Source organism: Actinocrispum wychmicini, assembly GCF_004345645.1.
Lineage (GTDB): Bacteria > Actinomycetota > Actinomycetes > Mycobacteriales > Pseudonocardiaceae > Kibdelosporangium > Kibdelosporangium wychmicini.
In genome coordinates this window covers 109,002-134,821 of sequence record NZ_SLWS01000018.1, presented here as the reverse complement: position 1 = coordinate 134,821, position 25,820 = coordinate 109,002, and the positions used below count along the sequence as shown (strand labels likewise).

18 protein-coding genes are annotated in these 25,820 nt (G+C 68.2%); 8 read left to right on the top strand and 10 right to left on the bottom strand.

What is annotated here, in order from left to right; translation table 11 throughout:
• Positions 1-15 precede the first annotated feature (15 nt).
• On the top strand, positions 16-960 hold the full coding sequence (locus EV192_RS49860; protein ID WP_132125844.1) for an alpha/beta hydrolase: 945 nt from the start codon (positions 16-18) through the stop codon (positions 958-960).
• 6 nt (positions 961-966) lie between these two features.
• On the opposite strand, the gene EV192_RS49855 is transcribed toward EV192_RS49860, so the two are convergent.
• The 6 genes from EV192_RS49855 to EV192_RS49830 form a co-directional block, all read right to left on the bottom strand.
• Entirely contained in the window at positions 967-1,533 is a 567-nt protein-coding gene (locus tag EV192_RS49855) for a hypothetical protein (RefSeq protein ID WP_132125843.1), read from the bottom strand.
• The gene (locus EV192_RS49850) at positions 1,530-2,063 is read right to left on the bottom strand and encodes an RNA polymerase sigma factor (RefSeq protein ID WP_243727585.1); all 534 of its coding nucleotides are present in this window, start codon (positions 2,061-2,063) and stop codon (positions 1,530-1,532) included. Before EV192_RS49850 ends, EV192_RS49855 begins: the two co-directional genes overlap by 4 nt.
• A 1,498-nt stretch (positions 2,064-3,561) precedes the next feature.
• Positions 3,562-4,467 (bottom strand): acyl-CoA dehydrogenase family protein, encoded by a 906-nt coding sequence (locus EV192_RS49845; RefSeq protein WP_132125841.1) that lies wholly within the window; start codon positions 4,465-4,467, stop codon positions 3,562-3,564.
• An 11-nt stretch (positions 4,468-4,478) separates the two neighbouring features.
• Complete coding sequence (locus EV192_RS49840; protein WP_132125840.1) at positions 4,479-5,591, bottom strand: acyl-CoA dehydrogenase family protein; 1,113 nt, start codon at positions 5,589-5,591, stop codon at positions 4,479-4,481.
• Complete coding sequence (locus EV192_RS49835; RefSeq protein ID WP_132125839.1) at positions 5,588-6,418, bottom strand: enoyl-CoA hydratase; 831 nt, start codon at positions 6,416-6,418, stop codon at positions 5,588-5,590. The genes EV192_RS49840 and EV192_RS49835 overlap by 4 nt, the downstream gene beginning before the upstream one ends.
• The gene (locus EV192_RS49830; RefSeq protein ID WP_132125838.1) at positions 6,415-7,875 is read right to left on the bottom strand and encodes a FadD3 family acyl-CoA ligase; all 1,461 of its coding nucleotides are present in this window, start codon (positions 7,873-7,875) and stop codon (positions 6,415-6,417) included. The genes EV192_RS49835 and EV192_RS49830 overlap by 4 nt, the downstream gene beginning before the upstream one ends.
• 39 nt (positions 7,876-7,914) lie before the next feature.
• Between EV192_RS49830 and EV192_RS49825 the strand changes: the two genes are divergently transcribed.
• The 5 genes from EV192_RS49825 (at position 7,915) to EV192_RS49805 (ending at position 14,414) form a co-directional block, all read left to right on the top strand.
• Positions 7,915-9,051: an acyl-CoA dehydrogenase family protein gene (locus tag EV192_RS49825; RefSeq protein WP_132125837.1), complete on the top strand. Its 1,137-nt coding sequence runs from the start codon at positions 7,915-7,917 to the stop codon at positions 9,049-9,051.
• Positions 9,048-9,824 carry an SDR family oxidoreductase gene (locus tag EV192_RS49820; RefSeq protein ID WP_132125836.1) on the top strand — a complete coding sequence of 259 codons (777 nt, stop codon included), beginning with the start codon at positions 9,048-9,050 and terminating at the stop codon, positions 9,822-9,824. Before EV192_RS49825 ends, EV192_RS49820 begins: the two co-directional genes overlap by 4 nt.
• On the top strand, positions 9,821-10,465 hold the full coding sequence (locus EV192_RS49815; RefSeq protein WP_132125835.1) for a TetR/AcrR family transcriptional regulator: 645 nt from the start codon (positions 9,821-9,823) through the stop codon (positions 10,463-10,465). Before EV192_RS49820 ends, EV192_RS49815 begins: the two co-directional genes overlap by 4 nt.
• Before the next feature lie 20 nt (positions 10,466-10,485).
• Positions 10,486-11,640, top strand: coding sequence for an acetyl-CoA C-acetyltransferase (locus EV192_RS49810; protein WP_132125834.1), 1,155 nt, complete (start codon positions 10,486-10,488; stop codon positions 11,638-11,640).
• 275 nt (positions 11,641-11,915) lie between these two features.
• The gene (locus EV192_RS49805; RefSeq protein WP_132125833.1) at positions 11,916-14,414 is read left to right on the top strand and encodes a M14 family zinc carboxypeptidase; all 2,499 of its coding nucleotides are present in this window, start codon (positions 11,916-11,918) and stop codon (positions 14,412-14,414) included.
• A 90-nt stretch (positions 14,415-14,504) separates the two neighbouring features.
• Here the strand turns inward: EV192_RS49805 and EV192_RS49800 are convergent, their stop codons facing one another.
• Positions 14,505-16,397, bottom strand: coding sequence for an NPCBM/NEW2 domain-containing protein (locus tag EV192_RS49800; RefSeq protein ID WP_243727575.1), 1,893 nt, complete (start codon positions 16,395-16,397; stop codon positions 14,505-14,507).
• Positions 16,398-16,835: 438 nt separating this feature from the next.
• A complete protein-coding gene (locus tag EV192_RS49795) occupies positions 16,836-18,827 on the bottom strand; it encodes an NPCBM/NEW2 domain-containing protein (RefSeq protein WP_132125832.1) in 1,992 nt (663 codons plus the stop codon).
• Positions 18,828-19,041: 214 nt separating this feature from the next.
• Between EV192_RS49795 and EV192_RS49790 the strand changes: the two genes are divergently transcribed.
• Entirely contained in the window at positions 19,042-22,878 is a 3,837-nt protein-coding gene (locus EV192_RS49790; protein WP_132125831.1) for a Pls/PosA family non-ribosomal peptide synthetase, read from the top strand.
• A complete protein-coding gene (locus tag EV192_RS49785) occupies positions 22,875-24,158 on the top strand; it encodes a M1 family metallopeptidase (protein ID WP_132125830.1) in 1,284 nt (427 codons plus the stop codon). The genes EV192_RS49790 and EV192_RS49785 overlap by 4 nt, the downstream gene beginning before the upstream one ends.
• On the opposite strand, the gene EV192_RS49780 is transcribed toward EV192_RS49785, so the two are convergent.
• Positions 24,131-25,048: an SDR family oxidoreductase gene (locus EV192_RS49780; protein WP_132125829.1), complete on the bottom strand. Its 918-nt coding sequence runs from the start codon at positions 25,046-25,048 to the stop codon at positions 24,131-24,133. The two genes, EV192_RS49785 and EV192_RS49780, sit on opposite strands and share 28 nt — an antisense overlap.
• Complete coding sequence (locus EV192_RS49775; RefSeq protein WP_243727574.1) at positions 25,045-25,791, bottom strand: SDR family oxidoreductase; 747 nt, start codon at positions 25,789-25,791, stop codon at positions 25,045-25,047. The genes EV192_RS49780 and EV192_RS49775 overlap by 4 nt, the downstream gene beginning before the upstream one ends.
• Positions 25,792-25,820 lie beyond the last annotated feature (29 nt).

Here is a 25,820-nt window from a genome sequence, read left to right as displayed (position 1 = left end):
CAACGGAGGTCAGGAATGCGCTTTCGGGGACTGCTGCTCGCCTTCGTCGTGCTGGTCAACCTCCTCGTCACGCTTCCCGCCGCCGCGCAGACCGCAGGCGCGTGGATCGTCCGGTCCCAGCAGCTGGACGACCGGCTGGTCGAACTGACCGTGCACTCCGACGCGGTCGGCCACGACGTCGGTGTCCGCCTGCTGCTCCCGCCGGACTGGCAACGGTTCCCGCACCGCGCATGGCCGACCCTGTACCTGCTGCACGGATGTTGCGACGGTGACACGGGATACCGGTCGTGGACCACGAAGACGGACGTCGAAGCGTTCACCGCACGCACCGACGTGCTGATCGTGATGCCCGAAGGCGGCACCGGCGGCTTCTACACGAACTGGAACACCGGCCCGGCCTGGGAGACATTCCACCTCACCGAGCTGCGCCGGCTGCTGGAACAGCGGTTCCGGTCCGGCCACCAGCGCGTCGTCGCCGGCCTGTCCATGGGTGGCTTCGGCGCTTTGTCCTACGCGGCAAGGCATCCCGGCTTCTTCCGTGCGGCGGCCTCGTTCAGCGGCGTCGTGCACACCACCTACCAGGGGACGCGCAGCACGAACCTGGTCCAGTCGATCGCCCGAGGCGCCGGCGCCGACCCCCGCACCCTCTGGGGCGACCCAGTGGCCGACGCCGCCACCTGGACCGCCCACAACCCGTTCGACCTCGCCGGGCGGCTGCGCGGCATCCCGGTGTACCTCTCGGCCGGCAACGGACAGCCCGGCCCGTTCGATCCGCCTGGTTCTGGCGTGGACGGCCTGGAACAACTGCTCGGTGAGCAGTCAGTCGCCACAGCCGACCAACTCCGTGCCAAGCACGTGAACGTCACAACGGACTTCTACGGTCCGGGCCACCACGACTGGCCCTACTGGCAGCGCGCCCTGCACAACTCGTTCCCGATGTTGCTGGCCGCCTTGCGCTGAGCCGCCTTACGTGGTCGGCGCGGGCGTTCCCGTCTCGTTGATCGGCTCCAGTGGCAGACATTCCGGCACGTGTGTCGATATCATGACGCCGAGCAACACCTTGCCGTGCTCGTCGGTTCCCACGGCCAACACCAACTTCTGGTCGGTGTTCGCGGTCGCCTCGACAGTCACCGAGCCGGCTTTGGTGTCGGAGTCGAAACCGAAACCCCACTTCGGCATGGTCGTATCGTGCGGCAGCCTGTCCACGGGCGGTCGCGGGCAGCCTGTTCGCATCGGGACGGCGACAACGGGTATCCGACGCCTGGCCAGCTCCCGGTTCATGTCGTCGATCGCGGTCATGTCCCGAATGGACACGGTGACCGAGCCGTCCGAATGCTGGTCCACCGCGTAAGCCGGCGTCCCGCCGGTGAACAACACCACCCCGGCCGTCGTCGCCCCAGCCAACCCCACAGCTCCCGCCGCGACCCACACGGACGTCCTGATCCGCTTCACTGCCGGCCGTTCCACTTCCGCGAGTGTCGGCCCATGCGCCCGAATCAGGTCGTCGAACAGCTGATCCTCGAACTTGCTCATGACTTCTCACCCACAATCTTCCGCAGTCGACCCCGAGCCCGGAACAACCTGATCCGCAACGCTCCCAACGTGATCCCCAGCGCGGCCGCGGCCTCCCCGCGCCCGAGCCCAGCGATGTCCACCAACTCCACGGCCTCCCGATCCCCGGCCGGCAGCGCGGTCATCGCCTCCACCAACCCACGCCCGTCCCGCTCAGCATCGACCCGGGCAACCAGCTCAGCGGTCTCATCGACATCAAGCACCCGACGCCCCGCCAACCGCACAACGGTGTCCCGCCCCCGACTGGTCCGCTCACAATGCTGCGCGAAAACCCGCCGCGCGATCCCGAACAACCACCCCCGCGCATGCCCCCGAGCCGGATCGAAACTGCCAAACGAACCGATCGCCTGCACAAAGGTGTCCGCCGTGAGATCCGCGACGGTCTGCGCCTCAACCGTCCGCCGCGCGAAATAAGCAGTGATCTCCCCAACATGCGCCCGATATATTCGCTCGAACTCCGCCGCCGCCCCACTCAAGTCAGGCGGACCCACAGGCTCGCTCACCTCAACTCGCTCCACAGGCTCACTCACACTAACCAGTTGCGGTGAACGACCCCCACCGTTACGAACAACCCCTGACCAGCATAAACAGCCCAGCCCACGGCAACAGCCAGCTCAACCGGGCAGCAGTGCGACGACGGCGTCACCGCCCACCCTGTCGACACCACGACCGACTTCAGGCCATCGCTTGCGTGCCATGGCTGGGTTCAGACCCGTGGCTGCGTTGTGCTGCGGTTGGCTCAGGCTATGGCTGCGTTGTGCCATGGTTGGGTCCAGGCCATGGCCAGTGTCGTGCTGAGGTCGTTTCAGGCCGCGAGCCTGCTTGTGCCGTGGCCGATCTCCCGCCACGACCTGCCTCCCGCCACGGCAGATCTCCCGCCACGACCTGCCTCCTGCCACGGCGGACCTCCGGCAGCGGCATGCGATGCGCCTCAGCCGTGGTTGCGCACCCGGGCTGTGCCGCAGCCCGGCCTGTGCCTGCCCGTGGCTGGGGCGCGCGCGAGGGTCGTGTCGCGGCTGGCGCCGCGGCGTGAGTCATGCCATGGGCTGGATGCGTGCCGCCTGGTCGGCGCCATGGCCGCTGCACGCAGTGGCCAGTTCACGAGAGCTGACCGGTTCGCGCTCCTGTCCGGTCGGCGCCACCCCCAATCGCCGCCCATCCCTATCGCCCTATCGCCGCCCATCCCAAACGCCGCGCATCCCCAAACGTCGCCCGCCCCCAATCGCCGCCCATCCCAAATCACCGCCCAGCTCGAATCACCTGCCCATCTCAATCACCCAATCACCTGCCCATCCCCAAACGCCGCCCATCTCAATCGCTGCCCGTCTCAAATCACCGTCCAGTTCGAATCACCTGCCCATCTCAATCGCCGACCATCCCTATCTCCGCGCGCCCCAATCGCCGCCCAGTTCGATTCCCTGCCCAGCTCGAAGCGCTGCGCAGTCCGCCTGGTGCCCGGCCCCGGGTCATTGCGCAGTCTGCCTGGTGCCGGTTCGCGTTGTTGTCTGGTCCGCTCGGTGTCTGGCCGGAGGCGGATGCTCAGTGAGCCCGATGCCCAGCCTGCATTGGTGTCCGGCCCGGTGTCCGGTTTGCGTTGCAGTCCAGTCCGGTTGCTGCCCGATCTGCACTGCGCCTGACCACCCACTCCCTAGTAGGCGGGTGCACTCTCGGCTCCCGGCGCCGAGTGGTGGGTCGGAAGACCTGCCTGCGTGGCGACACAGGCAGATCGCATTGCCAGTGGCGTAACCCGGTGCCCGGTGCCACTGTCCACTGCGCACTATGCACCGCGTGCATGACTGCCCGGCCGCCGCTGAGCAGTCCGACCGACTCGCCCCCGGTTGTGCCAAGTCCGAGCCGATGAACACAAGGGGTCGAGATCGCGCCATGGCGAACGCGCGTGGTCCGTTGCGTGGGAGTTCACCGGAGAATTGCTGGCGAGCTCGTTCGGTACGGGCGTCATGGAGTGACGCCTTGGAGGCAGGTTGATGGTTAGCTGGTTGGGGCCTCCTCGGGGCTGGATTGCTTTCGTGGATGGAGATTGGTCAGGATCTGAGCGCGGTGGATGGATTCGGTGCCCCAGGCTGAGCGGAGGGCGCGGACTTTGGTCAGCCAGAAGCTGAGGTCGTTCTCGCGGGTGTATCCGATGGCGCCGTGGACTTGCAGGGCGCACCGGGCGGCCAGGCCGGCCGCGTTGCCGGCGGCCACCTTTGCGCCCGACACGTCCACTGCGTCGAGGGCGGCGCCGTAGACCAGGGGGCGGGCCAGTTCCAGGGCGACGTGAACGTTCGCTAACTGGTGTTTCACGGCCTGGAACGACCCGATGGGCCGACCGAACTGGGCTCGCTGTTTGGCATACGCCACCGACCGCGCCAGCAACGCTCGTCCGGCTCCCAGCAACTGCGCGGCGCAAGCCAGAACGCCCCGTTCGAAAGCGTTCCCCAAGCGCGCGACCTCGGTCGTCGCGGTCACCGTGAACAGCCGTCGACATGGATCCACGGACGCGACCTGTGGCCCACATTCGGCGTCGAACACCACGTCATCGCGGATCACCAGGACACGGTCGGCCACGTCCGCGTCCACGGCGTACGGGACGCGCGGCGGGATGGCCACAGTGCCCAGCGACATGCCGTCCAGCAATGTCGGGAGCACGGCGATGGTCTCGATGGCAGGTCCGGGTAACGCGTGGAACCCAATCGCCTCCATCACGACGACCAGATCAGTGGGGTCTCCTTCCTGTGCGATGGTCGTGACACCCAGTTCGGCGAGCCGGCGCCAGACCGCGAGGCCGGGTGTGTGGTCGCCGTCCGCCCAGGGACGGGCGACATCGGACTTGGCCAACACCGCGTCGAGTGTCTCGGCGAACTGGTTCTGTTCCGGGGTGAGGGCGAATCTCATCGCGGCTCCGGTCACTTGGGCAGGCCGAGAATCCGCTCGGCGACCACGTTTCGTTGGATCTCGTTGGTGCCCGCGTAGATCGGGCCGGCCAGCGAGAACAGATAGCCGTCGAGCCACGGACCGTCAAGCTCGCCCTCAGGGCCGAGTAACTCCAGTGCGGTCTCGTGCGCCGCTATGTCCAGTTCGGACCAGAACAGCTTGTTGACACTCGACTCCGCGCCGAGCGTTCCGCCCTCGGCCAGGCGCGTGACGGTACCGAAGGTGTAGAGACGGTACGCCTGCGCGCCGAGCCATGCGTCGACGACACGGTCGCGCAGCGCGGGATCCGGATGGTCGTGCCACAGGCCCACCAGGCGACGAGTGGTGGCCAGGAATCTGCCGGGACTGCGCAGGGACAGGCCACGCTCGTTGCTGGCGGTGCTCATCGCCACCCGCCAACCGTTGCCGACCTCGCCGATGACGTCCTCGTCCGGCACGAACACGTCGTCGAGGAAGATCTCGGCGAATCCGGGCTCGCCGTCCAGTTGGGCGATCGGCCGGACAGTGACCCCCTTGGCCCGCAACGAGAACATGAAGTACGTGAGACCATGGTGACGTTCCCCGGATGTGCGGAACAGCCCGAATCCACGGTCGGCGAACGTCGCCCGTGAACTCCACGTCTTCTGACCGCGCAGCAGCCAGCCACCGTCGGTCCGCACGGCGGCCGCGCGGATCGCCGCCAGATCGCTGCCGGCCTCCGGCTCCGACCACGCCTGCGCCCAGATCTCCTCCGCTCTCGCCATCGGCGGCAACACCCTGGCGAGCTGCTCGGGCGTCCCATGCGTGAACAAGGTCGGCGCCAACAGGAAGATTCCGTTCTGGCTCACCCGCGCGGGCGCGCCTGCCGCGTAGTACTCCTCCTCGAAGATCACCCATTGCAGCAGCGAAGCGTCACGACCACCGAACTCCTCAGGCCACGACACCACGGCGAGTCTGGCGTCGAACAACCGTCGCTCCCAGTCCCGATGAGCGGCGAAGCCATCGAGAGTGTCCATTGAGGGCAGTTGCGGTGGCGCGTTCGCGGCGAGCCACGATCTGACTTCGTCGCGGAACGCGAGCGTCGGTTCGTCCAGGTCCAGGTTCATGGGCGTTCTTTCATCGTGCGGGCGTTCATGCCCGCGAGCGAGTCGGGGGAGACTTCGGCGTTGTGCGCGTGCGCGAAGTGGTGCAGTCCGAAGACCGAGTCCATGCCGGAGCGCATGCCCATCAGGTCTTCGGCCTGATTCACCGCGCGTTTGGCCAGCGCGAGGCCGAACTGGGGCATCTCGGCGATCCGGTTGGCCAGCCGTAACGTCTCCTCCGCCAAGGACTCCCTGGGGACCACCCGGTTCACCATTCCCCAGGCATGGGCCTGCTCCGCTGTGAAGCGGTCCCCGGTGAACAGGACCTCCTTGGCCGCGCGCGGGCCGAGCACCCAGGGGTGCGCGAAGTACTCGACACCGGGAATTCCCATCCGGACCACGGGATCCGCGAAGAAACTGTCGGACGAGGCGACGATCATGTCGCACACCCAGGCCAGCATCAGGCCGCCGGCGATGCAAGCGCCCTGGACCATCGCGATGGTGGGTTTGGGGATCTCCCGCCATCGGCGGCACATTCCCAGGTATACTTCCATTTCCCGGGCGTACCGCTGGTCGCCGCCCGGCCGGCCGACGTGGTCCCACCACATCACGGCCCTGCGCTCGAAGGACACGTCGACATCGCGCTCCGGCGTTCCTATGTCGTGCCCGGCGGAGAAATGCCTGCCTTCGCCGGCGAGGACGATGACGCGGACATCGGCGTCGTCGACGGCCTTGGCGAAGGCTTCGTCGAGCGCGTACGTCATCGCCGAGTTCTGAGCGTTGCGGTAGTCGGGCCGGTTCATCGTGACGATGGCGACCGGACCCTGGGTCTCGTAACGGACGACGTTCATGACTCTCCTCTGAGGACTCGCTTCAGGACCTTGCCGGAGCTGTTGCGTGGGAGTTCGGTTCGGAACTCCACTTTCCGGGGTGTTTTGAAGTTTGCCACGAGGGTCCGACAAAAACTGATGACGTCGTGTTCGGACAGGTCAGCGCCGGGTTCGCGGACCACGAACGCCTTGCCGACCTCGCCGAGCCGGTCGTCCGGGACGCCGATCACGGCCGACTCCGCGACCCCGTCCAGGCGGGCCAGCACCTGCTCGACCTCCGCCGGGTAGACGTTGAACCCACCACATATGTACATGTCCTTGAGGCGGTCGGTGATCGTGAGGTGCCCGTCGGCGTCCAGCCGTCCGACGTCGCCGGTGTGCAGCCAGCCGTCCGGGTCGACGGCCGCCGCGGTCGCGGCCGGGTCGTCCAGGTAGCCGAGCATCACGTTCGGGCCCCGGACAAGGATTTCACCGTCGTCGGCGATCCGGACCGCGCAGTCCGCGGCCGGTGTGCCCGACGTGTGGGCGACGACCTCCGGGGAGTCAGTGGGATAGCACATCGTTACCACAACGGCCTCGGTGAGGCCGTAACCTGTAAGCACGGTCTCGAAAAGCTCGCGTCGCATCCGCTCGACGAGAGTGACGGGAACGGTCGCCGCACCCGTGACCGCGAGCCGTATCCGTGACAGCCCAGCCGACTCCGGATGGTCCATGATGGACTGATGGACGGTCGGCGCACCAGGAAGGACGGTGATCCCCTCGCCTTTGATCAACTGAACAGTGGTGGCGACGTCGAAGACCGCCTGCGGGACGATGGTCGCGCCGGTCAGCAGGCACGCCAGGATGCCCGCCTTGTAACCGAAACTGTGGAAGAACGGGTTGACCACCAGGTAGCGGTCGGTCGGTCCCAGTCCGGCGCGCGACGCCCAGGACCGGGCCACTCCCAGCGACTGCCGGTGTGCGCTCATCGCGCCCTTGCTGCGGCCGGTCGTGCCGGACGTGAAGAGAATGTCGGCCACGTCGTCCGGAGTGGCCGGTGACTCGAAGGACGCCTCGGGCCACACGGTGTCGACCCGGTGGACGCGCACCCGGGAAGCCAGTGTCGGGTCGGCTTCCAGGAACGCGGCATGCCGGTCGACGCCAAGGAACTCGCCTGTGACGAACAGCCCGCGCGCTCCACTGCGCTCGATGATGTCGAGTGCCTCGGCTGTGGTGAAGCGTGTGTTGAGCGGCACGAGCGTGGCGCCCGCGTACAGCACGCCCAACGCGGACGTGACCCAGTGATGGGTGTTCGGTGCGTAGATCGCGACCCGGTCACCGCGCGTGATGCCGCTGGCGGACAAGCCGTACGCGACAGACATGACGCGGTTGTGCAAGGTCCGGAATCCGAGCCTGACCTCACCGTCGACCAAGGCTTCGGCGTCGCCGAAGGTCTGGGCGGCTTCGATGAGCGCGGCGGGAACGGTTTCTCGGCGCACACTCACCTCCTCAAGCAAGTGCTTGGTAGGCTAGCCTACGTGAGTGACCAGTTCCGTCAACAGCTGAGAGGCTGGCTCGCCGAGAACCTCACCGGCGAGTTCGCGAAGCTGCGCGGGGTTGGCGGGCCAGGGCGCGAGCACGAGGAGTTCGAGCTGCGGCTGGCGTGGGACCGTAGGCTCGCCAGGGCGGGCTGGACCTGCCTCGGCTGGCCGGTGGAGCACGGCGGCCGGCAGGCGAGCCTCGCGGAGCAGGTGATCTTCCACGAGGAGTACGCCGCCGCGCGAGCGCCCGCACGGGTGAGCCACATCGGTGAGGAGCTGCTTGGGCCGACGCTGATCGCGTTCGGCACCAAGGAGCAGCGGGACCGGTTCCTGCCGAGGATCGCGGCGGTCGAGGAGCTCTGGTGCCAGGGCTACTCGGAGCCGGGCGCGGGCTCCGACCTCGCCGCGGTGTCCACAACGGCCACATTGGACGGTGACGAGTGGGTGGTCACCGGCCAGAAGGTGTGGACGTCGCTGGCGCACGTGGCGGACTGGTGCTTCGTGCTGGCCCGAACCGAACCGGGATCCCGCCGGCAGCGGGGTCTGTCGTACCTGCTCGTCCCGATGAACCAGCCGGGTGTCGAGGTGCGGCCGATCCGGCAGCTGACCGGGACGTCCGAGTTCAACGAGGTGTTCTTCGACCAGGCGCGCACACCCGCGGGCATGGTGGTGGGTGACGACGGCTGGCGGGTCGCGATGGGCACCCTGGCGTTCGAACGCGGCGTGGCCACGTTCGGCCAGCAGGTCGGCTTCCGGCGGGAACTCGACGCGCTCGTGGGACTGGCCAGGCGCAATGGCGCCATGGCCGACCCGGTCATCGAGTACCGCCTGGCACAGGCCCGGATCGGCCTGGAGGTCATGCGGGCGCACGCGATCCGGACGCTGTCGCGGGACAATCCGGGCTTCGAGGCGTCGGTGGCCAAGCTCGTCTGGGCGAGATGGCACCGTGACCTGGGCGAACTCGCGATGGACGTGGTCGGTGCGGCCGGGATGACCGTCGAGGACGGCCTGGACGAGTGGCAGCGGCTGTTCTTGTTCAGCCGCGCGGACACCATCTACGGCGGCTCGGACGAGATCCAGCGCAACATCATCGCCGAGCGCGTGCTTGGCCTGCCGAAGGAGCCGCGCCCGTGAACCCGACGTACCCCGAGGGGCGTGACCTGCTCGCCGGCAAGGTCGTCGTGGTGACAGCCGCGGCCGGTACCGGGATCGGGTCCGCGGCCGCCCGGCGTTGCCTGGAGGAGGGCGCGAACGTGGTCGTCAGCGACCACCACGAGCGCAGGCTCGGCGAGACCCTTGAGCTGTTCCGGGCCGAGCACGACGGCCGGGTCGCGGCGCTGACCTGCGACGTCACCCGGCAGGACCACGTCGACGCCCTGATCGAGGGCGCGGTGGCGGTGTTCGGCCGGATCGACGTGATGATCAACAACGCCGGCCTCGGCGGCACCAGGTCCGTCCTGGACATGGCTGACGAGGAGTGGACGAACGTGCTGGATGTGACCCTCAACGGCACGTTCCGGTGCACCCGGGCGGCGCTGCGGCAGATGGTCGCCCAGGGTGGCGGCGGCGCGATCGTCAACAACGCGTCGGTGGTCGGTTGGCGCGCGCAGCGGGGTCAGGCGCACTACGCGGCGGCAAAAGCGGGGGTGATGGCGTTGACCAGGTGTGCCGCGCTGGACGCCGCCGACCACGGGATCAGGGTGAACGCGGTCGCGCCGAGCCTGGCGGCACACCCCTTCCTGGCCAAGGTGACCAGTGCCGAGCTGCTCACCGAACTCGCCGAAAGGGAGGCGTTCGGGCGTGCCGCGCAGCCGTGGGAGGTCGCCAATGTGATGGTGTTCCTGGCCAGCGACTACGCCTCGTATCTGACCGGCGAGGTCGTGTCGGTGTCCAGCCAGCACCCATGAGAGGAAAGAGCGTGAAGAACGAGGCAGCCATCCGCAACGCCAACAGTTCCGAGCGGCGCGCCGAACTTCTGCGGCTGGCCGCGAGGATGTTCGCGGAACGCGGGTACCGGGCGACAACGGTCCGGGACATCGCGGACGCCGCCGGCATCCTGTCCGGCAGCCTGTACCACCATTTCGACTCCAAGGAGTCCATGGTGGACGAGATACTGACCGGGTTCCTGGACGAGCTGTTCGGCCGCTACCGGGAGATCGTCGACGCGGGCATGCCGCCGAAGGCGACGCTCGAGGCGATCGTGACCGCGTCGCTGGAGAGCATCGACCGCAGGCACGCCGAGGTCGCGATCTACCAGAACGATGCCAAGTACCTCGCCGAGTTCGAGCGGTTCGGCTACATCGCCGAGCGCGGGGTCGAGTTCCGCAAGATCTGGGTGGGCGTGCTGGAGGAAGGTGTCCGGGCCGGCGCGTTCCGGCCGGACCTGGACGTCGAGCTGGTGTACCGCTTCATCCGCGACACGGTGTGGGTGGCCGTGCACTGGTACCGGCCTGGCGGTGCGCTGTCCGCGCAGGCGGTGGCAGAGCAGTACCTGGGCATTCTGTTGGACGGCATCTCCACCCGGCGCCGTCCGGTCCGTCGCCCTTGAGGCGCTGAGAGGAGAAGTCCGTGTCCGAGGCGTACATCATCGACGCCGTGCGCACCCCGGTCGGCCGGCGCGGTGGCGCGCTGGCCGGCGTCCATCCCGCCGACCTGGGCGCGCACGTGATCAAGGCGTTGTTCGACCGGGTGGACGTCGACCCGATCGAGACCGACGACGTGATCTTCGGGTGCGTGGACACGATCGGACCGCAGGCCGGTGACATCGCGCGGACCGCTTGGCTGGCCGCGGGATTCCCGGAGGACGTGCCTGGGGTGACGGTGGACCGGCAGTGCGGTTCGAGCCAGCAGGCACTGCATTTCGCGGCACAGGCGGTGCTCAGCGGCACGGCCGACCTGGTGGTCGCGGGCGGCGTGCAGAACATGAGCCAGATTCCGATTTCCGCGGCGATGCTCGTCGGCGAGCAGTACGGGTTCCGCACGCCGACATCCGGCTCGGACGGCTGGACGCACCGGTACGGCGACGAGGAGCTCTCCCAGTTCCGGGCCGCCGACATGATCGCGGCCCGCTGGGAGCTGTCCCGCGCGGAGTTGGAGGAGTTCGCGTTGGCCAGCCACACCAAGGCGGCCGCGGCGATCGACGCGGGCCGGTTCGACCGGGAGATCGTCCCGCTGAACGGGATCGACCGGGACGAAGGCCCGCGACGGGACACCGACCTGGCGAAGATGGCGAAGCTCAAACCGTTGCGACCGGGCGGAGTGACCACCGCGGCATTGGCGAGCCAGATCTCGGACGGCGCGAGCGCGGTACTCGTCGCCTCTGAACGGATGGTGCTACGGCACAAGCTCACTCCGCGTGCCCGCGTACATCACCTGTCTGCGCGCGGCGCTGATCCTGTGTACATGCTGACCGCGCCCATCCGCGCCACCCGTCACGCCTTGGAGCGCACGGGAATGAGCGTGTCGGACTTCGACTTGTTCGAGGCGAACGAGGCATTTGCGAGCGTTGTGCTGGCGTGGGCCAGGGAGTTGAAGGTCGACCTGGAGCGGGTGAACGTCAACGGCGGCGGGATTGCCCTCGGCCATCCCATCGGCGCCACCGGCACCCGACTGTTCACCACGCTGCTGTGCGAGCTGGAACGCACCGGCGGCCGGTTCGGGCTGCAGACCATGTGTGAGGGCGGCGGGCAGGCCAACGTGACCGTGATCGAACGCCTCGGCTAGCCGAAAACGAGCCCTGACAAGAGGAAATCCGAAACTGTCGGTGCCGTGGTCTACCGTGCTCGCCATGACCACCCTCGGGAATCGAACAGTGCTCGGCGAGCACCGGCCGCGACCCCTGCTGACGGGGCGCTTACGCGGCGCTGACGTGCGCGGACAGACCAGTTCGCGGGCGTGCCCGGCGACTGTCGGTAGTGCCTACTTTCGGCGCGTCCGATAGGCCGGTCGTTGGTCTATTTTCAGCCGGTTAGCTGCGTGGACCGAGAGGGGTGCAGCGTATGGGATCAAGGCTCAGATCGGCCGTGATCGCGCGGTCGGGTGTCGCGCTGGGCGCGGCAGGGCTGGTGGTCTTCGGTCTTACCGTGCCGGCCGCCACCGCGGCCGACAACGTCCTGCGTGCGGACCAAGCGGTCACGCGCGCGTGCTACTCGTCCTTGCTGCCGCGCAACGCGCGCGGCGCGGACCAACGGGAAATCACGTCCACCGTGGACGGTCTGATCCAGGCCCGGCTGGCACCGCAGTCCGGTGCTGAGGGTGACTGGGACCTGGCCGTGTTCGACAAGGCGACGGGTGGTGTCGTCGCCGGGTCGTCGGCGTTCCGCAGTCGGGAACTCGCCGAGAGCTTCGTGAAGAAGGGGCAGCAACTCGTCGTCCAGGCATGCCGGTACGCCGGCTCGGCCAGGACGGTCACGCTGGGGGTCGATTTCCTGGCGCTGACCAAGCAGGGGACGCCGACGGGCACGGCGGCTCCCGCGGCGGAGCGGGCCGAGATGGTTCGGGTCGAGACGCCCGAGCGCAAGGACAAGCAGCACCTGCTCGGCCTCGGCCTGGACGTGACCGAGAAGGCCGACGCCACCGGTGTGGACGTGGTGCTGGCCAACGACGCCGACCGCAAGACCTTGCGCGACAGCGGGTTGAAGTTCAACACGGTCGACCCTGACCTGTCCAGGACGTCTCGGGACAACGCGGCCAAGGACGTCGCCTACGCCCAGAAGACCCCGGCGTCGGCGCTGCCGTCCGGCCGGACGACGTACCGGCATCTCTATGAGTACGAGTACGAGCTCAAGGAACTCGCCCGGAAGAACCCGAACCTGGTCCGGGCGTTCACCGCGGCCGAACCGACCATCGAGGGCCGGGACGTGGTCGGGATCGAGATCGCGACCGACGTCAACAACCTGGCCGACGGCAAGGCGATCGACTTCGTCATGGGCGTCCACCACGCCCGTGAGTGGCCGGCCGGTGAGCACGCCATCGAGTGGGCGTACGAGCTGGTCAACGGCTACCGGGCCGACCCGTCGATCCGGTCGCTGGTCGGCAAGACGCGCAACATCATCGTGCCGATCGTCAACCCGGACGGGTTCTCCATCTCCCGCGAGGCCGAGCCCAAGGGCGACTTCTCCCGGTTCGACTACGAGATGAAGCGCAAGACCTGCGAGCCGGCCGACTCGCCGCCGCAGTTCCGCACCGGTGTGTGCATGGCCAACCCAGGCGGCGCGCAGCGCGGAACCGACCCGAACCGCAACTACGCGGGCTTCTGGGGCGGCAATGGCGCGGGCCTGAACTGGAACAGCGAGACGTTCCGCGGCTCGCAGCCGTTCTCCGAGCCGGAGACCCGCAACATCCGGGACATCGTGTCCAAGCGGCAGGTCACCAACCTGATCACGCTGCACACGTTCTCCGGCCTGGTGCTGCGCCCGCCGGGTGTCGCGGACGTGCGGCCGCCGCTGGACGAGCCGACGTTCAAGGCATTGGGTGACAAGCTGGCGTCCCGCAACGGGTACACCAGCGAGCCGTCGTGGGGTCTGTACGACACCACGGGTACGACCGAGGACTGGTCGTACTGGGCGACCGGCGGTTACGGATTCACCTTCGAGATCGGTACCGTCGCCTTCCACCCGCCCTACCAGGACGGTGTGGTCGCCGAATACACCGGTGTCGCTCCGGCGCTCGGTGCGGGCAAGGGTGGCAACCGGCAGGCGTTCCTCGACATGCTGGCCAACACTGCGGACCCGGCGGCGCACTCGACGCTCATCGGGTCGGCACCGCGTGGCTACCAGTTGAAGTTGCACAAGACGTTCCAGACGCCGACGTCGCCGGTGCTGCAGCCGGACGGCACCACCAAGCCGCCCATCTACGTCACCGACACGCTGGACTCGACGTTCGCGCCGACCGGTGGCCGGTTCGCCTGGTCGGTCAACCCGTCCACGCGTCCGTACGTCGCCGGGCGGTACGGCCGCGACCCGCAGGGCCCGCACCAGGCCGGTGTCGACCTGGTGAACCCGCCCGGGGTGCCGGCGGAGAACACCAGCTACCCGAGCAACCCGGTGGCGGAGTCGATGCCGTTCACCGTCAAGGGCCTGCCCGAGGTGGACAACGGCCGGGTCGATGTCTCGGTGCAGTGGGCCTCGTCGAACGACGACTGGGACCTCTTCATCTTCAACTCCGCCGGGCAACTCGTCGGCCAGTCCGCGAGCGGCGGGACGAACTCGGAGCGTGCCACCCTGTTCGACCCACCACCCGGCAACTACACCGCGGTGATGGTCGACTTCGACCAGGCCGATCCGGCGCACCCGGACGACTGGGCCGGCCGGGTGGACTTCGCGTCGCCGCTGCCCACGACGTACGGGCCGAAAGAGGCCTATACGTTGACGTGCAGTGACCGCATCGGCCGGACCGTGGGGATGACGGACGTGTTCGTCGACCGCGGCCAGACCATCGACGTGGGCGAGGTCTGCTCCACTCGCGGCAACAAGCAGCCGCACAGGTTAGTGAACTGACAAGACACCGTCCCGTGCACTTCGTGCACGGGACGGTCGGACCACGGCCGTGGACACTGTGGCGGAACCGTCCACAGTGTCCACGGGTGGTCAGGCGCAGGTGATGTGGGCGTTGGCCCAGTCGCCGTGGTCGCTGTTGATGCCGTCGCCGCCGTCGCCCGTGATCAAGCGAACGAGTGTGGCGCCGGTGACGTTGGCCTGCAGCGGTTTCGCGGGCATCTGGTTGGTCAGGACGCCGCTGTCGGCGACCTTGGTCCCGTCGGCCCAGATCTCGAAGCTGACGGTCCCGTTGGCGCCTTTCTCGTCGTCGACACCGACGTCGGCGGTGACCGAGGTGCAGTTGCCGGCGACGTAGTACTCGATCACGCCGGGTGCGTGCGCGCCGAGACCTTTGGCGTAGGTGACGCCGTTGATGGTGATCGGGTTGCCGTCACCGGCGTTGTCTTCGCCATTGCTGCGGTCGCGTTCCACCGGTCCCCAGCCGTTGCTCATTCGCAGCCACGGCAGGTCGCTCAAATAGGTGGACGCTGTCGGCGCCGGGTCGGGAACGACCACGTCGAGCGCGTAGGTCGACGAACCGCCCGGTTGGTATCTGGTCTGGACAGTCAGCGAGTACTGCCCGGGTTTGACGTTCGCCGGCGTCGTCACTGTCCACGTGGTACTGAACGACTGGTTCGTGGGCAGGATGATCGTCGACGGAGCCGACGAGTGCTTGATCGACCACCCGGCGGGCCCGGTCAGTTCGACGCGGGTGTCGATCGCGGGTAGCCGGCCGCTGTTGGTCACAGTGGTGGTGACGGTCGCGGCCTTGCCCGGTGGCACGAGCGGCAGTGCGCCTGGGTACACGGTCGGCACACTCGCGGCTGTGTCCACCGCGGGTGGGTATGCCGCCCAGTGACGGTCGGTGCTTACGCGGAACATCGCACTGCCGTGCGGTGGCAGCGTTGCAGCGATCGTGCCGGCGGTGTGCCGGTCTGTGTGCGCCCACAGATCGCGGATCTTGTACGCCCCGGCGCGGGGAAGGCCGATCTCCGCCGTGGTCGTGGTGATCCGGTTGGGCGTGTCGCCTTCGTTGAACAGCAGGACTGCTTTGTCGCCGTTCTGGAGGGGTTTCACCAGCACGTCGAGGCCGTTGGCGGTGTGCAGTGGGGTGGCTTGGACGCCGAGCCGGTCCTGGTCGATGGCGATGACGTCGCGGTTGCTGAGCATGTCGAAGGTGGCGGGGGTGGCTTTGCGTAGGTCGGTGCCGATCAGTAGCGGTGCGGACATCATTGACCACAGGCTGAAGTGGGACTGGTACTCGGTTGCCGTCATGCCGCCGTTGCCGACTTCGAGCATGTCCGGGTCGTTCCAGTGGCCGGGTCCGGCGAATGCGGACAGCGTCCAGTTCTTCTTCGCGATGGCGAGCATGCTGTCGTAGCTGTCGCTGATGTCGCCGGTGGTCCGCCACAGGTGGCCGACATCCGAGGCCCACGTCCACGGCTGGTTCTCGCCCCACTCACACAGGGAGAACACAATGGGCCGGCCGGTCTTGCGCAGGGCGTCACGCATGGTGGTGTAGCGGAGTTTGGCGTCGACGCCTTGGTTGTTGCAGTTGTCATATTTCAAGTAGTCGACGCCGAAGGACGCGAACAGGTTGGCGTCTTGCTGTTCGTGACCCAGCCCGCCGGGAAAGCCGACATTGCTGCAGGTCATGGTGCCGGCGCTGGTGTAGATGCCGAACTTCAGGCCTTGGGCGTGCACATAGTCGGCCACAGCCTTGATGCCGTGGGGAAAACGCACAGGGTCAGGGACCAGGTCACCGGCGGCGTCGCGTTGGGGCAGGGCCCAGCAGTCATCGAGGTTGACGTACTGGTAGCCGGCGTCCTTCAGGCCCTTGGCCACGAAGATGTCGGCGATGCCCTTGACCATCGTCTCGGTGAACTCGGCCCGGCAGTTGGTGGAGTTCCAGTTGTTGAAGCCCATGGGCGGCGTCAGCGCCAAACCATCACCAGGGGTGACTGACGCTGTGGCGTTGGGAGTGACCCGACGGCGACAAGGGCTCCAACCCCCACCGCCACGGTCACCCTACGAACATGTTTGAGCATCGGACCTCACCATTGAATGTCCAACATAATCGAACAAAATCGAGCGGATATCGACGCAATAACACGACGAGACCGATCGACTGTCAAGACTTCACCAAGAAGTGTTCGATATTGTTGACTGTTCGCGAGCCATGTCGAACCTGGTGGACACAGCTCGAACGGGCGCGAACAGTGGGCGGATACGGCAACCCACGCGGTGCGATCCAGCTTCTGGATTGGGGTGTTGGGCTGGGAGGGGCGTCGTTGGGGTGGGCACTGGCTGGGAGAGCGTCGCAGGAGGGGGCATCGAACTGAGGGCGCCGCTTGGTGGCGGCGCCCTCTTGGGGGTGGGTTTTCAGTTGGTGCAGGTGATGTGGGCGTTGGCCCAGTCGGTGTGGTCGCTGTTGTTGCCGTCTCCTCCGTCGGTGGTGATCAGGCGGAGGAGGGTGGCGCCTGTGATGTTCCCTTGCAGTGGTTGGGCGGGCTTCTTGGTGGTCATCAGGCCGCTGTCGGCGACTTTGGTGCCGTCGGACCAGATTTCGAAGGTGGCTGTGCCCGCGCCGGCTTTCTCGTCGTCTATTCCCACGTCGGCGGTGACCGTGGTGCAGTGGCCGGCTGTGTAGAACTCGACCACGCTGGGGGCGTGGGTGCCGAGGCCTTTGGGGTAGGTGACGCCATGGATGGTCATGGTGTGGCCGTCGCCGGGTTTTGATTCTCCGTTGCTGTGGTCGAGTTCCACCGGGCCGAAGCCGTTGGTGGAGCGCAGCCACTTCAGGTCGCTCAGGTAGGCGGGTGCCAGTGGGGGCGCGCCCGGTATGACCACGTCCAGTGTGTACGGCAGGGTCACGTTGGGACGGAGGGTCGCCGCGCCGGTGAAGGCGTACTTGCCCGGGGTGAGTCCGGGCGGGACCGTTATTGTCCACTGTGTACTCAGGGACTGGTCGGTCCGCAGGACGATGGCTGAGGTGGACGACTGGGGTTGTGCGGTCCAGCCGTTCGGCGCGGTCAGGGTCGTGTCGACGCCGATGGCTGGGAGACGGCCGTTGTTGGTGACAGTGGTGATGACCGAGGTGGTTGTACCGGGGGTGACGATGGGCAGGGCGCCTGGGTAGACCGTCGCGATGGTGGCGCCGGCGTCCATTGCGGGTGGATACGTCGCCCAGTGACGGTCGGTGCTCACGCGGAACATCGCGCTGGCGTGCGGGGGCAGTGTCGCTGAGATCGTGTTGGCCGTGTGGGTGTCTGTGTGGGTCCAGAGGTCACGTAGACGGTAGGCGGGCGACCGGGGGAGGCCGATTTCCGTGGCGCTGGTGGTGATCTGGTTCGGTGTCTCCCCTTCGTTGAACAGCAGGACTGCTTTTTCGCCGTTCTGGAGGGGTTTCACCAGGACGTTGAGGCCGTTGGTGGTGCGCGACACCGTTGCCTGGATGCCGAGTGGGTCCTGGTCGATGGCGATGACCTCGCGGTTGCTGAGCATCTCGAAGGTGGCGGGGGTGGCTTTTCGCAGGTCGGTGCCGATCAGCAGGGGTGCGGACATCATTGACCACAGGCTGAAGTGGGACCGGTACTCGGTTGCTGTCATGCCGCCGTTGCCGACTTCGAGCATGTCCGGGTCGTTCCAGTGGCCGGGCCCGGCGAACGGGGCAAGCACCCAGTTCTGTTTGGCGATCGACAGCATCTTGGCGTAGTTGTCACTGATGTCGCCGGTGGTCCGCCACAGGTGACCCACGTCCGACGCCCACTGCCACGGCTTGTTCTGCCCCCACTCGCACAACGAGAAGACGATCGGCCGGCCGGTGTTGCGCAGGGCGTCGCGCATCGCCCCGTAGCGGAGTTTGGCGTCGACGCCTTGGTTGTTGCAGTTGTCATATTTCAGGTAGTCGACGCCGAAGGACGCGAACAGGTTGGCGTCCTGCTGTTCGTGGCCGAGGCCGCCGGGGAAGCCGGCTGTGTTGCAGGTCTTGGTGCCGGCGCTGGTGTAGATGCCGAACTTCAGGCCTTGGGCGTGCACGTAGTCGGCGACGGCCTTGATGCCGTTCGGGAACCTGATCGGGTCGGGTACGAGGTTGCCCGAACTGTCCCGGTGCGGCAGGGCCCAGCAGTCGTCCAGGTTGACGTACTGGTAGCCGGCGTCCTTCAGGCCCTTGGCCACGAAGATGTCGGCGATGCCCTTGACCATCGCCTCGGTGAACTCGGCGCCGCAGTGCGTGGAGTTCCAGTTGTTGAAGCCCATGGGCGGCGTCAGCGCCAGCCCGTCCCCAGGCGTGACGGCCGCCGTCGCCGTCGGCGACACACCGACGGTCACCAGCAGTGTCGCTGCCGCGACTCTTCGAAGGTACTTAAACATCGGACCTCACCGTTGTTGTCCAACAGAATCAAACAAAAATCAGCAGAGAACACCGCAATGTAAGCGTTTACTGCCTCGAACTGGCTAGACGCCGTTCGTATGAGATCCGATGTGTGTGACTGCCGGCTGGGACTCGTGCCACACCAGTTGGCTCTTTGTTCATCTAGTCGTTATTGTTTTGGGCTGGCCTTGATACGCGGAGTAGGGAGTCCGATTGACCGTCCTGGATGAAAGTCAGCTGCTGCTCGGCTCCGGAACGGTTGAAGCCCCGTCCCTGTTGTTCTCCGGCGGAACCACGCCACCGGAACGCACGCTCGTGGACATCCTGGCCGCGACCGCGCGCCAGCACCCGCACGCCGCCGCGCTTGACGACGGCACCGGCGTGATCACGTACCGCCAGCTCATGGTCGAGGTGGAGGCGCGCCGCGAGATCCTGGCGTCGACCGGCGTCGGCGTCGGCGACCGCGTGGGGATCCGCGTCGAGTCCGGCACCGCCGAGCTGTACCTCTCTATTCTCGCGGTCCTCGCGGCCGGCGCCGCCTACGTGCCGGTGGACGCGGACGACCCGGACGAGCGCGCCGAGCTGGTGTGGGCCGAGGCCGGCGTCGCCGCGGTGATCGGTTCGCAGGGCACGATCCGGCCGGTCGGGCAGCCGATGCGGATCGCCGGCGGCCCTGGCCCGAACGACGACGCCTGGATCATTTTCACGTCCGGCTCGACCGGCACGCCGAAAGGTGTCGCGGTCAGCCATCGCAGCGCGGCCGCGTTCGTTGACGCCGAAGCCCGCCTGTTCCTCACCGAAGAACCCATCGGCCCTGATGACCGTGTGCTCGCGGGGCTGTCGGTCGCGTTCGACGCGTCCTGTGAGGAGATGTGGCTCGCCTGGCGGCACGGCGCCTGCCTGGTGCCCGCGCCGCGCGCGCTTGTGCGCACCGGCATGGACCTAGGCCCGTGGCTGCTCGCGAAGGAGATCACGGTCGTGTCCACGGTGCCGACGCTGGCCGCGTTGTGGCCGGTGGAGGCGTTGGACGAGGTTCGCCTGCTGATCTTCGGCGGTGAGGCGTGCCCGCCTGAGCTGGCGGAACGTCTCGCGGTGGAAGGCCGCGAGGTCTGGAACACGTACGGCCCGACCGAGGCGACAGTCGTCGCGTGTGCCGCGCAGCTGACAGGCGAGGGCCCGGTCCGGATCGGGATGCCGCTGGACGGCTGGGACCTGGCGGTCGTCGATCCGCAGGGACAGCCGGTGCCCATGGGCGAGGTCGGTGAGCTGGTGATCGGCGGCGTCGGCCTGGCCCGATACCTGGACGTGGCCAAGGACGCGGAGAAGTTCGCACCGTTGCCGACCCTCGGCTGGGACCGCGCATACCGCAGCGGCGACTTGGTCAAGGCCGAGCCGGAGGGCTTGGTGTTCGTCGGCCGGGGCGATGAACAGGTCAAACTCGGCGGCCGCCGGATCGAGCTTGGCGAGGTCGACGCCGCCTTGCAGGCGCTGCCCGGTGTCGCGGGCGCCGCGGCGGCCGTGAAGAAGACCAAGGCCGGCAACCAGGTTCTGGTCGGTTATGTGGTGGCCGAGGACTTTGACGAGACCGGCGCGCTGGAGCGGCTGCGTACCGCGCTGCCCGCCGCGTTGGTGCCGCTGCTCGCGGTCGTGGACACGCTGCCGACGCGGACGTCCGGCAAGGTGGACCGCAACGCCCTGCCTTGGCCGCTGGCCACCGCCAGCACGGGTCTGGCGGGCACCGCAGGCTGGCTGGCCGAGCAGTGGACCGAGGTCCTCGGCATCGGCGTCGACACCGAGGACGAGGACTTCTTCGCCCGGGGCGGCAGCAGCCTGGGTGCCGCCCAGCTGGTGTCGCTCGTGCGCCGCCGCTACCCGGGGCTTTCGGTCAGCGACGTCTATCAGAACCCGAAGCTCCGCGATCTCGCCAAACGCCTGGACGAACTGGGCGACGCGCAGACCATGACGCGGACCGTCACGCCGATGCCGCGCAAGGCAGCCGTCGCGCAGACGCTGCTGATGGTTCCGCTGCTGACTCTGGTTGGCCTGCGGTGGATGGTCGCGCTCGCCGCGCTCAACAACATCTTCTCTTGGGGCCCAACGGTTTCGTGGTGGTTCGTCGGCCTCGGCTGGCTGCTGTTCGTGAGTCCGCCCGGCCGGCTCGGTATCGCCGCGGGCGCTGCCAGACTGCTGCTGAAGGGCCTGAAACCAGGCTCCTACCAGCGTGGTGGCAGCGTTCATTTGCGGCTGTGGCTGGCTGAACGGGTCGCCGCGACGACCGGTGTGTCGAACCTTTCCAACGCGCCCTGGATCACGTACTACGCCCGCGTGTTGGGCGCGAAGATCGGCCGTGACGCGGACCTGCACTCACTGCCGCCGGTGACCGGGATGTTGAAGCTCGGCAAGGGCGCGGCGGTCGAGCCGGAGGTGGACCTGTCCGGCTACTGGATGGACGGCGACCAGCTGCACGTCGGCAAGATCCGTATCGGCGCGGGCGCCACGGTCGGCGCGCGCAGCACGCTGTTCCCGGGCGCACGGATCGGCAAACGAGCTGAGATCGCCCCTGGTTCGGCGGTCGTCGGCGCGGTGCGGCCCGGTCAGCGTTGGGCCGGCGCGCCGGCAGCGCGGTCGGGCAAACCCAACCGCTCATGGCCGTCCGCGCGCGCCCCACGCAAGTTGCGCTGGGTCGTCGCGTACGGCGTCACCGCGTTGCTGATGGGCATGTACCCGCTTTTCGGCGCCGTGCCCGGTCTGCTGATCCTGGCCGCGGCTGTTGACGGTGGCCTGTTGAGCGTGCTGCTGGCGGTTCCGCTGGCGACCGTCACGGCGATGGCGAGCTTCGCCGCGTTGATCCTGGTCACGGTCCGGTTCCTGGGCATCGGCCTGCGGGAAGGCGACCACCCCGTGCACAGCCGGGTCGGTTGGCAGGCGTGGGCCACGGAACGGCTGATGGACCTGTCCCGGATCCTGCTGTTCCCGATGTACGCGAGCCTGTTCACGCCGGTGTGGCTGCGGCTGCTCGGCGCCAAGGTCGGCCGGCACGTGGAGGCGTCGACCGTGCTGGCGATCCCGAAGATGACGACCATCGGCGACGGCGCGTTCCTGGCTGACGACACCATGGTCGCCACGTACGAGCTGGCCGGCGGGTGGGTCCGGGTCGGCGCGGCGCGCGTCGGCAAGCGCGCGTTCCTCGGCAACTCCGGCATGACCGCGCCTGGCCGGGCGGTGCCGAACGGCGGCCTGGTGGGTGTCCTGTCGGCGACGCCGAAGCGGGCCAAGGCGGGGTCGTCGTGGCTGGGCATGCCGCCGATGAAGCTGCGCCGGCAGACCGCCGAGGGTGACGCGAGCCGGACGTTCAACCCGCCGAAACGGCTCGTCCTGGCGCGGGCGCTGGTCGAAGCGTGCCGGGTCATCCCGGTGATGGCCGCGGTCGCGTTGGCGGTCCTGGCCTTGGCGGCCCTCGAAGCCCTCACCGTCAAGTTCGGCTTCGGTGTCGCGGCGCTGCTGTCCGGTGGTGTCCTGCTGGCCGGCGGCGTGGCCGCCTGCCTGCTGACGACCGCCGCGAAGTGGCTGCTGGTGGGCCGGTTCAAGGCCGTGGAGCATCCACTGTGGAGCTCGTTCGTGTGGCGCAACGAGCTGGCGGACACGTTCGTGGAGGTGGTCGCCGGTCCGTGGCTGGTCACGTCGTCCCTGGGCACGCCGGTGCTGACCGCCTGGCTGCGGACCATGGGCGCGAAGATCGGCCGGGGTGTCTACCTGGACACGTACTGGCTGCCCGAGGCCGACCTGGTGTCCCTGGGCGACGGCGTGAGCGTGAACCGCGGCTGCGTGCTGCAGACGCACCTGTTCCACGACCGGATCATGAGCATGTCCGAGGTGCTCATGGACGACGGCTCGACCCTCGGCCCGCACGGCATCGTGCTGCCCGGGGCGAAGGTCGGCGCCCGTGCCACGATCGGACCGGCCTCGCTGGTGATGCGCGGCGAGGGCGTCCCGCCGGACACCAGGTGGCTGGGCAACCCGATCTCGGCGTGGCTTACTTTGGGAACGTGATCGACCCGTACCTGCCTGACCACGGCGACCCCGGCTACCACACCGAGCACTACGACCTGGAGCTGGACTACCGGATCGCCGCCGGTCGGCTGTCCGGCCGCGCCACCGTCACCGCGGTGGCGCGGACCGCCCTGTCCAGATTCACCCTGGACCTGGGCGCGTTCCGGGTCGCCAGGGTGCAGCTGAACGGCAGGCCGGTCCGGTTCGCCCATCGCGGCCACCGGCTGACCGTGTTCGGCAAGGTCGCCGCCGGCCGGTCGTTCACCGTCGACGTCCGGTATGTCGGCAACCCGGAGCCGATCCGGACCCGCGAGTGGGGTGAGGTCGGCTGGGACCAGCTGTCCGACGGCGTGCTGGTGGCGAGCCAGCCGGTCGGGGCGCCGTCCTGGTTTCCGTGCAACGACCACCCGAGCGACAAGGCCACGTACCGGATCTCGGTGACCACGGCGTCGCCGTACCACGTTGTGGCGAACGGGAACCTGATCGACGGGCGGGTCGGCGCGAGCACCACGACCTGGGTGTACGAACAGACCGAGCCGATGGCGTCCTACCTCGCGACTGTCCAAATCGGACGGTACGAGGTGGTCGAGCAGGCCGACGAACGGGTGCCGATCCGGGCGGTGCTGCCGTCCCGGCTGGCGCCCGGGTTCGCGCACGACTTCGGCCGGCAGACCGAGATGATGGTGGCGTTCGAGCGGATGTTCGGACCGTACCCGTTCGGCTGGTACACGGTCGTGGTCACCGACGACGACCTGGACATCCCGATCGAGGCCCAGGGCCTGTCGATCTTCGGCGCCAACCACGTGGACGGCCACCGCGGCGCCGAGAACCTGGTGGCGCACGAACTGGCCCACCAATGGTTCGGCAACAGCCTCACTGTGGCCGGCTGGCAGCACATCTGGCTCAACGAGGGCATGGCCACGTACGCGGAATGGCTGTGGTCGCAGGCATCCGGCGGCCGGCACGCGGACGACCTGGCCCGCACGGCGTGGTTGAAACTCGCCAAGCAGCCGCAGGACCTGATCCTGGCCGACCCCGGCGTGCAGCGGATCTTCGACGACCGCGTCTACCAGCGCGGCGCGCTCGCCATCCACAGTTTCCGGCTGCTGCTGGGGGAGTCCGCGTTCTTCACGATGCTGCGCGAGTGGACGTCGTCGAACAAGTACGGCACGGTCACCACGGACGCGTTCACGGCACTGGTGCAGAACCATTCGCCACGGCCGTTGGCGGACGACTTCGCCGCGTGGCTGTATCAGGCCAGGCTGCCGGAGCTGCCGTAGACCGGAACCGGCGGCTGGGTATGGGCCAGCAGGTCCCTGACCACCGGGCCGAGTTCCGCCGGGTCCCACCGGGCGCCCTTGTCCGAGGTCGGGCCGGGGCGCCAGCCGTCGGCGACGGTGATCCGGCCACCGTCCACTTCGAACATTCGGCCGGTGACGTCCCGGGATTCCGCGCTGCCGAGCCAGACCACGAGGGGGGAGACGTTCGCCGGTGCCATCGCGTCGAAGCCGTCAGTGGGCGCGGCCATAGCGGTGAAGGTGTGCTCGGTCATTCGGGTTCGGGCGGCCGGGGCGATCGCGTTGCAGGTGATTCCGTAACGGGCGAGTTCGGCCGCTGCGACCAGGGTCAAGGTGGCGATGCCGGCTTTGGCGGCCGAGTAGTTGCCTTGGCCGACGCTGCCTTGGAGGCCCGCGCCCGAGCTGGTGTTGATCACTCGGGCGTCGACTGGTCGTCCTGCTTTGGCTTCGGCACGCCAGTGGGTGGAAGCGTGGCGCAGGGGTGCGAAGTGCCCCTTGAGGTGGACACGGACCACCGCGTCCCACTCGTCCTCGTTGAGGTTCACGAGCATTCGGTCACGCAGGAATCCCGCGTTGTTGACCAGGACGTCCAGCCGGCCGTACGTTTCGATCGCCGTTGACACGAGTTGTGCGGCGCCGTTCCAGGATGCCACGTCGTCGACGTTCGCGACGGCGTCGCCGTCGAGTGCTTTGATCTCCGCGACGACTTCGGCCGCGGGGCTGGTCGACGCGCCTGTGCCGTCCAGACCGACGCCGTAGTCGTTCACCACGACTCGTGCGCCTGCCTGCGCGAACGCGAGGGCGTGCGCGCGACCGAGGCCGCGTGCCGCTCCCGTGACGATGACAACGCGCCCAGCGCACAAGTCGTTCACGATTTCACCTCGCCGCCGCCGTGGACCAACAGGGTCGCTCCGCTGACGTACGAAGCCAGCGGTGAAGCCAGGAACACCGCGCAGGCGCCGATCTCGGCCGGTTCGGCGAGCCGTCCTAACGGGATGGTCGTGGACCAGTCACCGTACATCTCGGCGGTCAGTTCCGTTCGTACCATGCCCGCCGCGAGTGCGTTCACCCGGACTTTCGGGGCCCACTCCACCGCGAGCGTCGATGTGAGGCTGTTCAGGCCGGCTTTGGCCGCGCCATAGGCGGCGACCTCGGGCGCCGGGCGCGACGCGGCCACGCTGCTGATCATCACGATGGCGCCGCCGGTGTCCTGGGACTGCATCACGGCGTTCACCCGTTGGGACACCAGCAAAGGCGCCAGCAGGTTGAGCCGGACGACGGCGTCGTGGAAGCGCGGTGACGCGGTCGCGGTGTCCGCGGGCGGTGCGCCGCCGGCGTTGTTGACCAGCACGTCGAGCCGGCCGAAGCGGTCGGTGATCTGCGCGACGAGGCTGTCGACCTGGTCGGCTTCCCTGATGTCGCACGGCAGGAACTCGGCGCCGGTGGGTGATTCCGGCGGCCGGCGCCCGCAGATGACAACGGTCGCGCCCGCGTCCAGGAAGGCGCGGGTGATGCCGAGACCGACGCCGCGACCGCCCCCGGTGACCAGCACCACAGACCCGTCGAGCGCCAGGCCGCGCGGCGACCCGGCATGTGAACCACGGCCTGGTTCCACGGTTCCTCCTGGTCATGCGCATCCGGCCC

Bases quoted from the DNA above. Each gene is read 5' to 3' on its own strand.
- EV192_RS49840 (WP_132125840.1), bottom strand. From the start codon at position 5,591: ATGAACCTGGACCTGGACGAACCGACGCTCGCGTTCCGCGACGAAGTC.
- EV192_RS49805 (WP_132125833.1), top strand. From the start codon at position 11,916: ATGGGATCAAGGCTCAGATCGGCCGTGATCGCGCGGTCGGGTGTCGCG.
- EV192_RS49795 (WP_132125832.1), bottom strand. From the start codon at position 18,827: ATGTTTAAGTACCTTCGAAGAGTCGCGGCAGCGACACTGCTGGTGACC.
- EV192_RS49845 (WP_132125841.1), bottom strand. From the start codon at position 4,467: ATGAGATTCGCCCTCACCCCGGAACAGAACCAGTTCGCCGAGACACTC.
- EV192_RS49860 (WP_132125844.1), top strand. From the start codon at position 16: ATGCGCTTTCGGGGACTGCTGCTCGCCTTCGTCGTGCTGGTCAACCTC.
- EV192_RS49815 (WP_132125835.1), top strand. From the start codon at position 9,821: ATGAGAGGAAAGAGCGTGAAGAACGAGGCAGCCATCCGCAACGCCAAC.
- EV192_RS49835 (WP_132125839.1), bottom strand. From the start codon at position 6,418: ATGAACGTCGTCCGTTACGAGACCCAGGGTCCGGTCGCCATCGTCACG.
- EV192_RS49855 (WP_132125843.1), bottom strand. From the start codon at position 1,533: ATGAGCAAGTTCGAGGATCAGCTGTTCGACGACCTGATTCGGGCGCAT.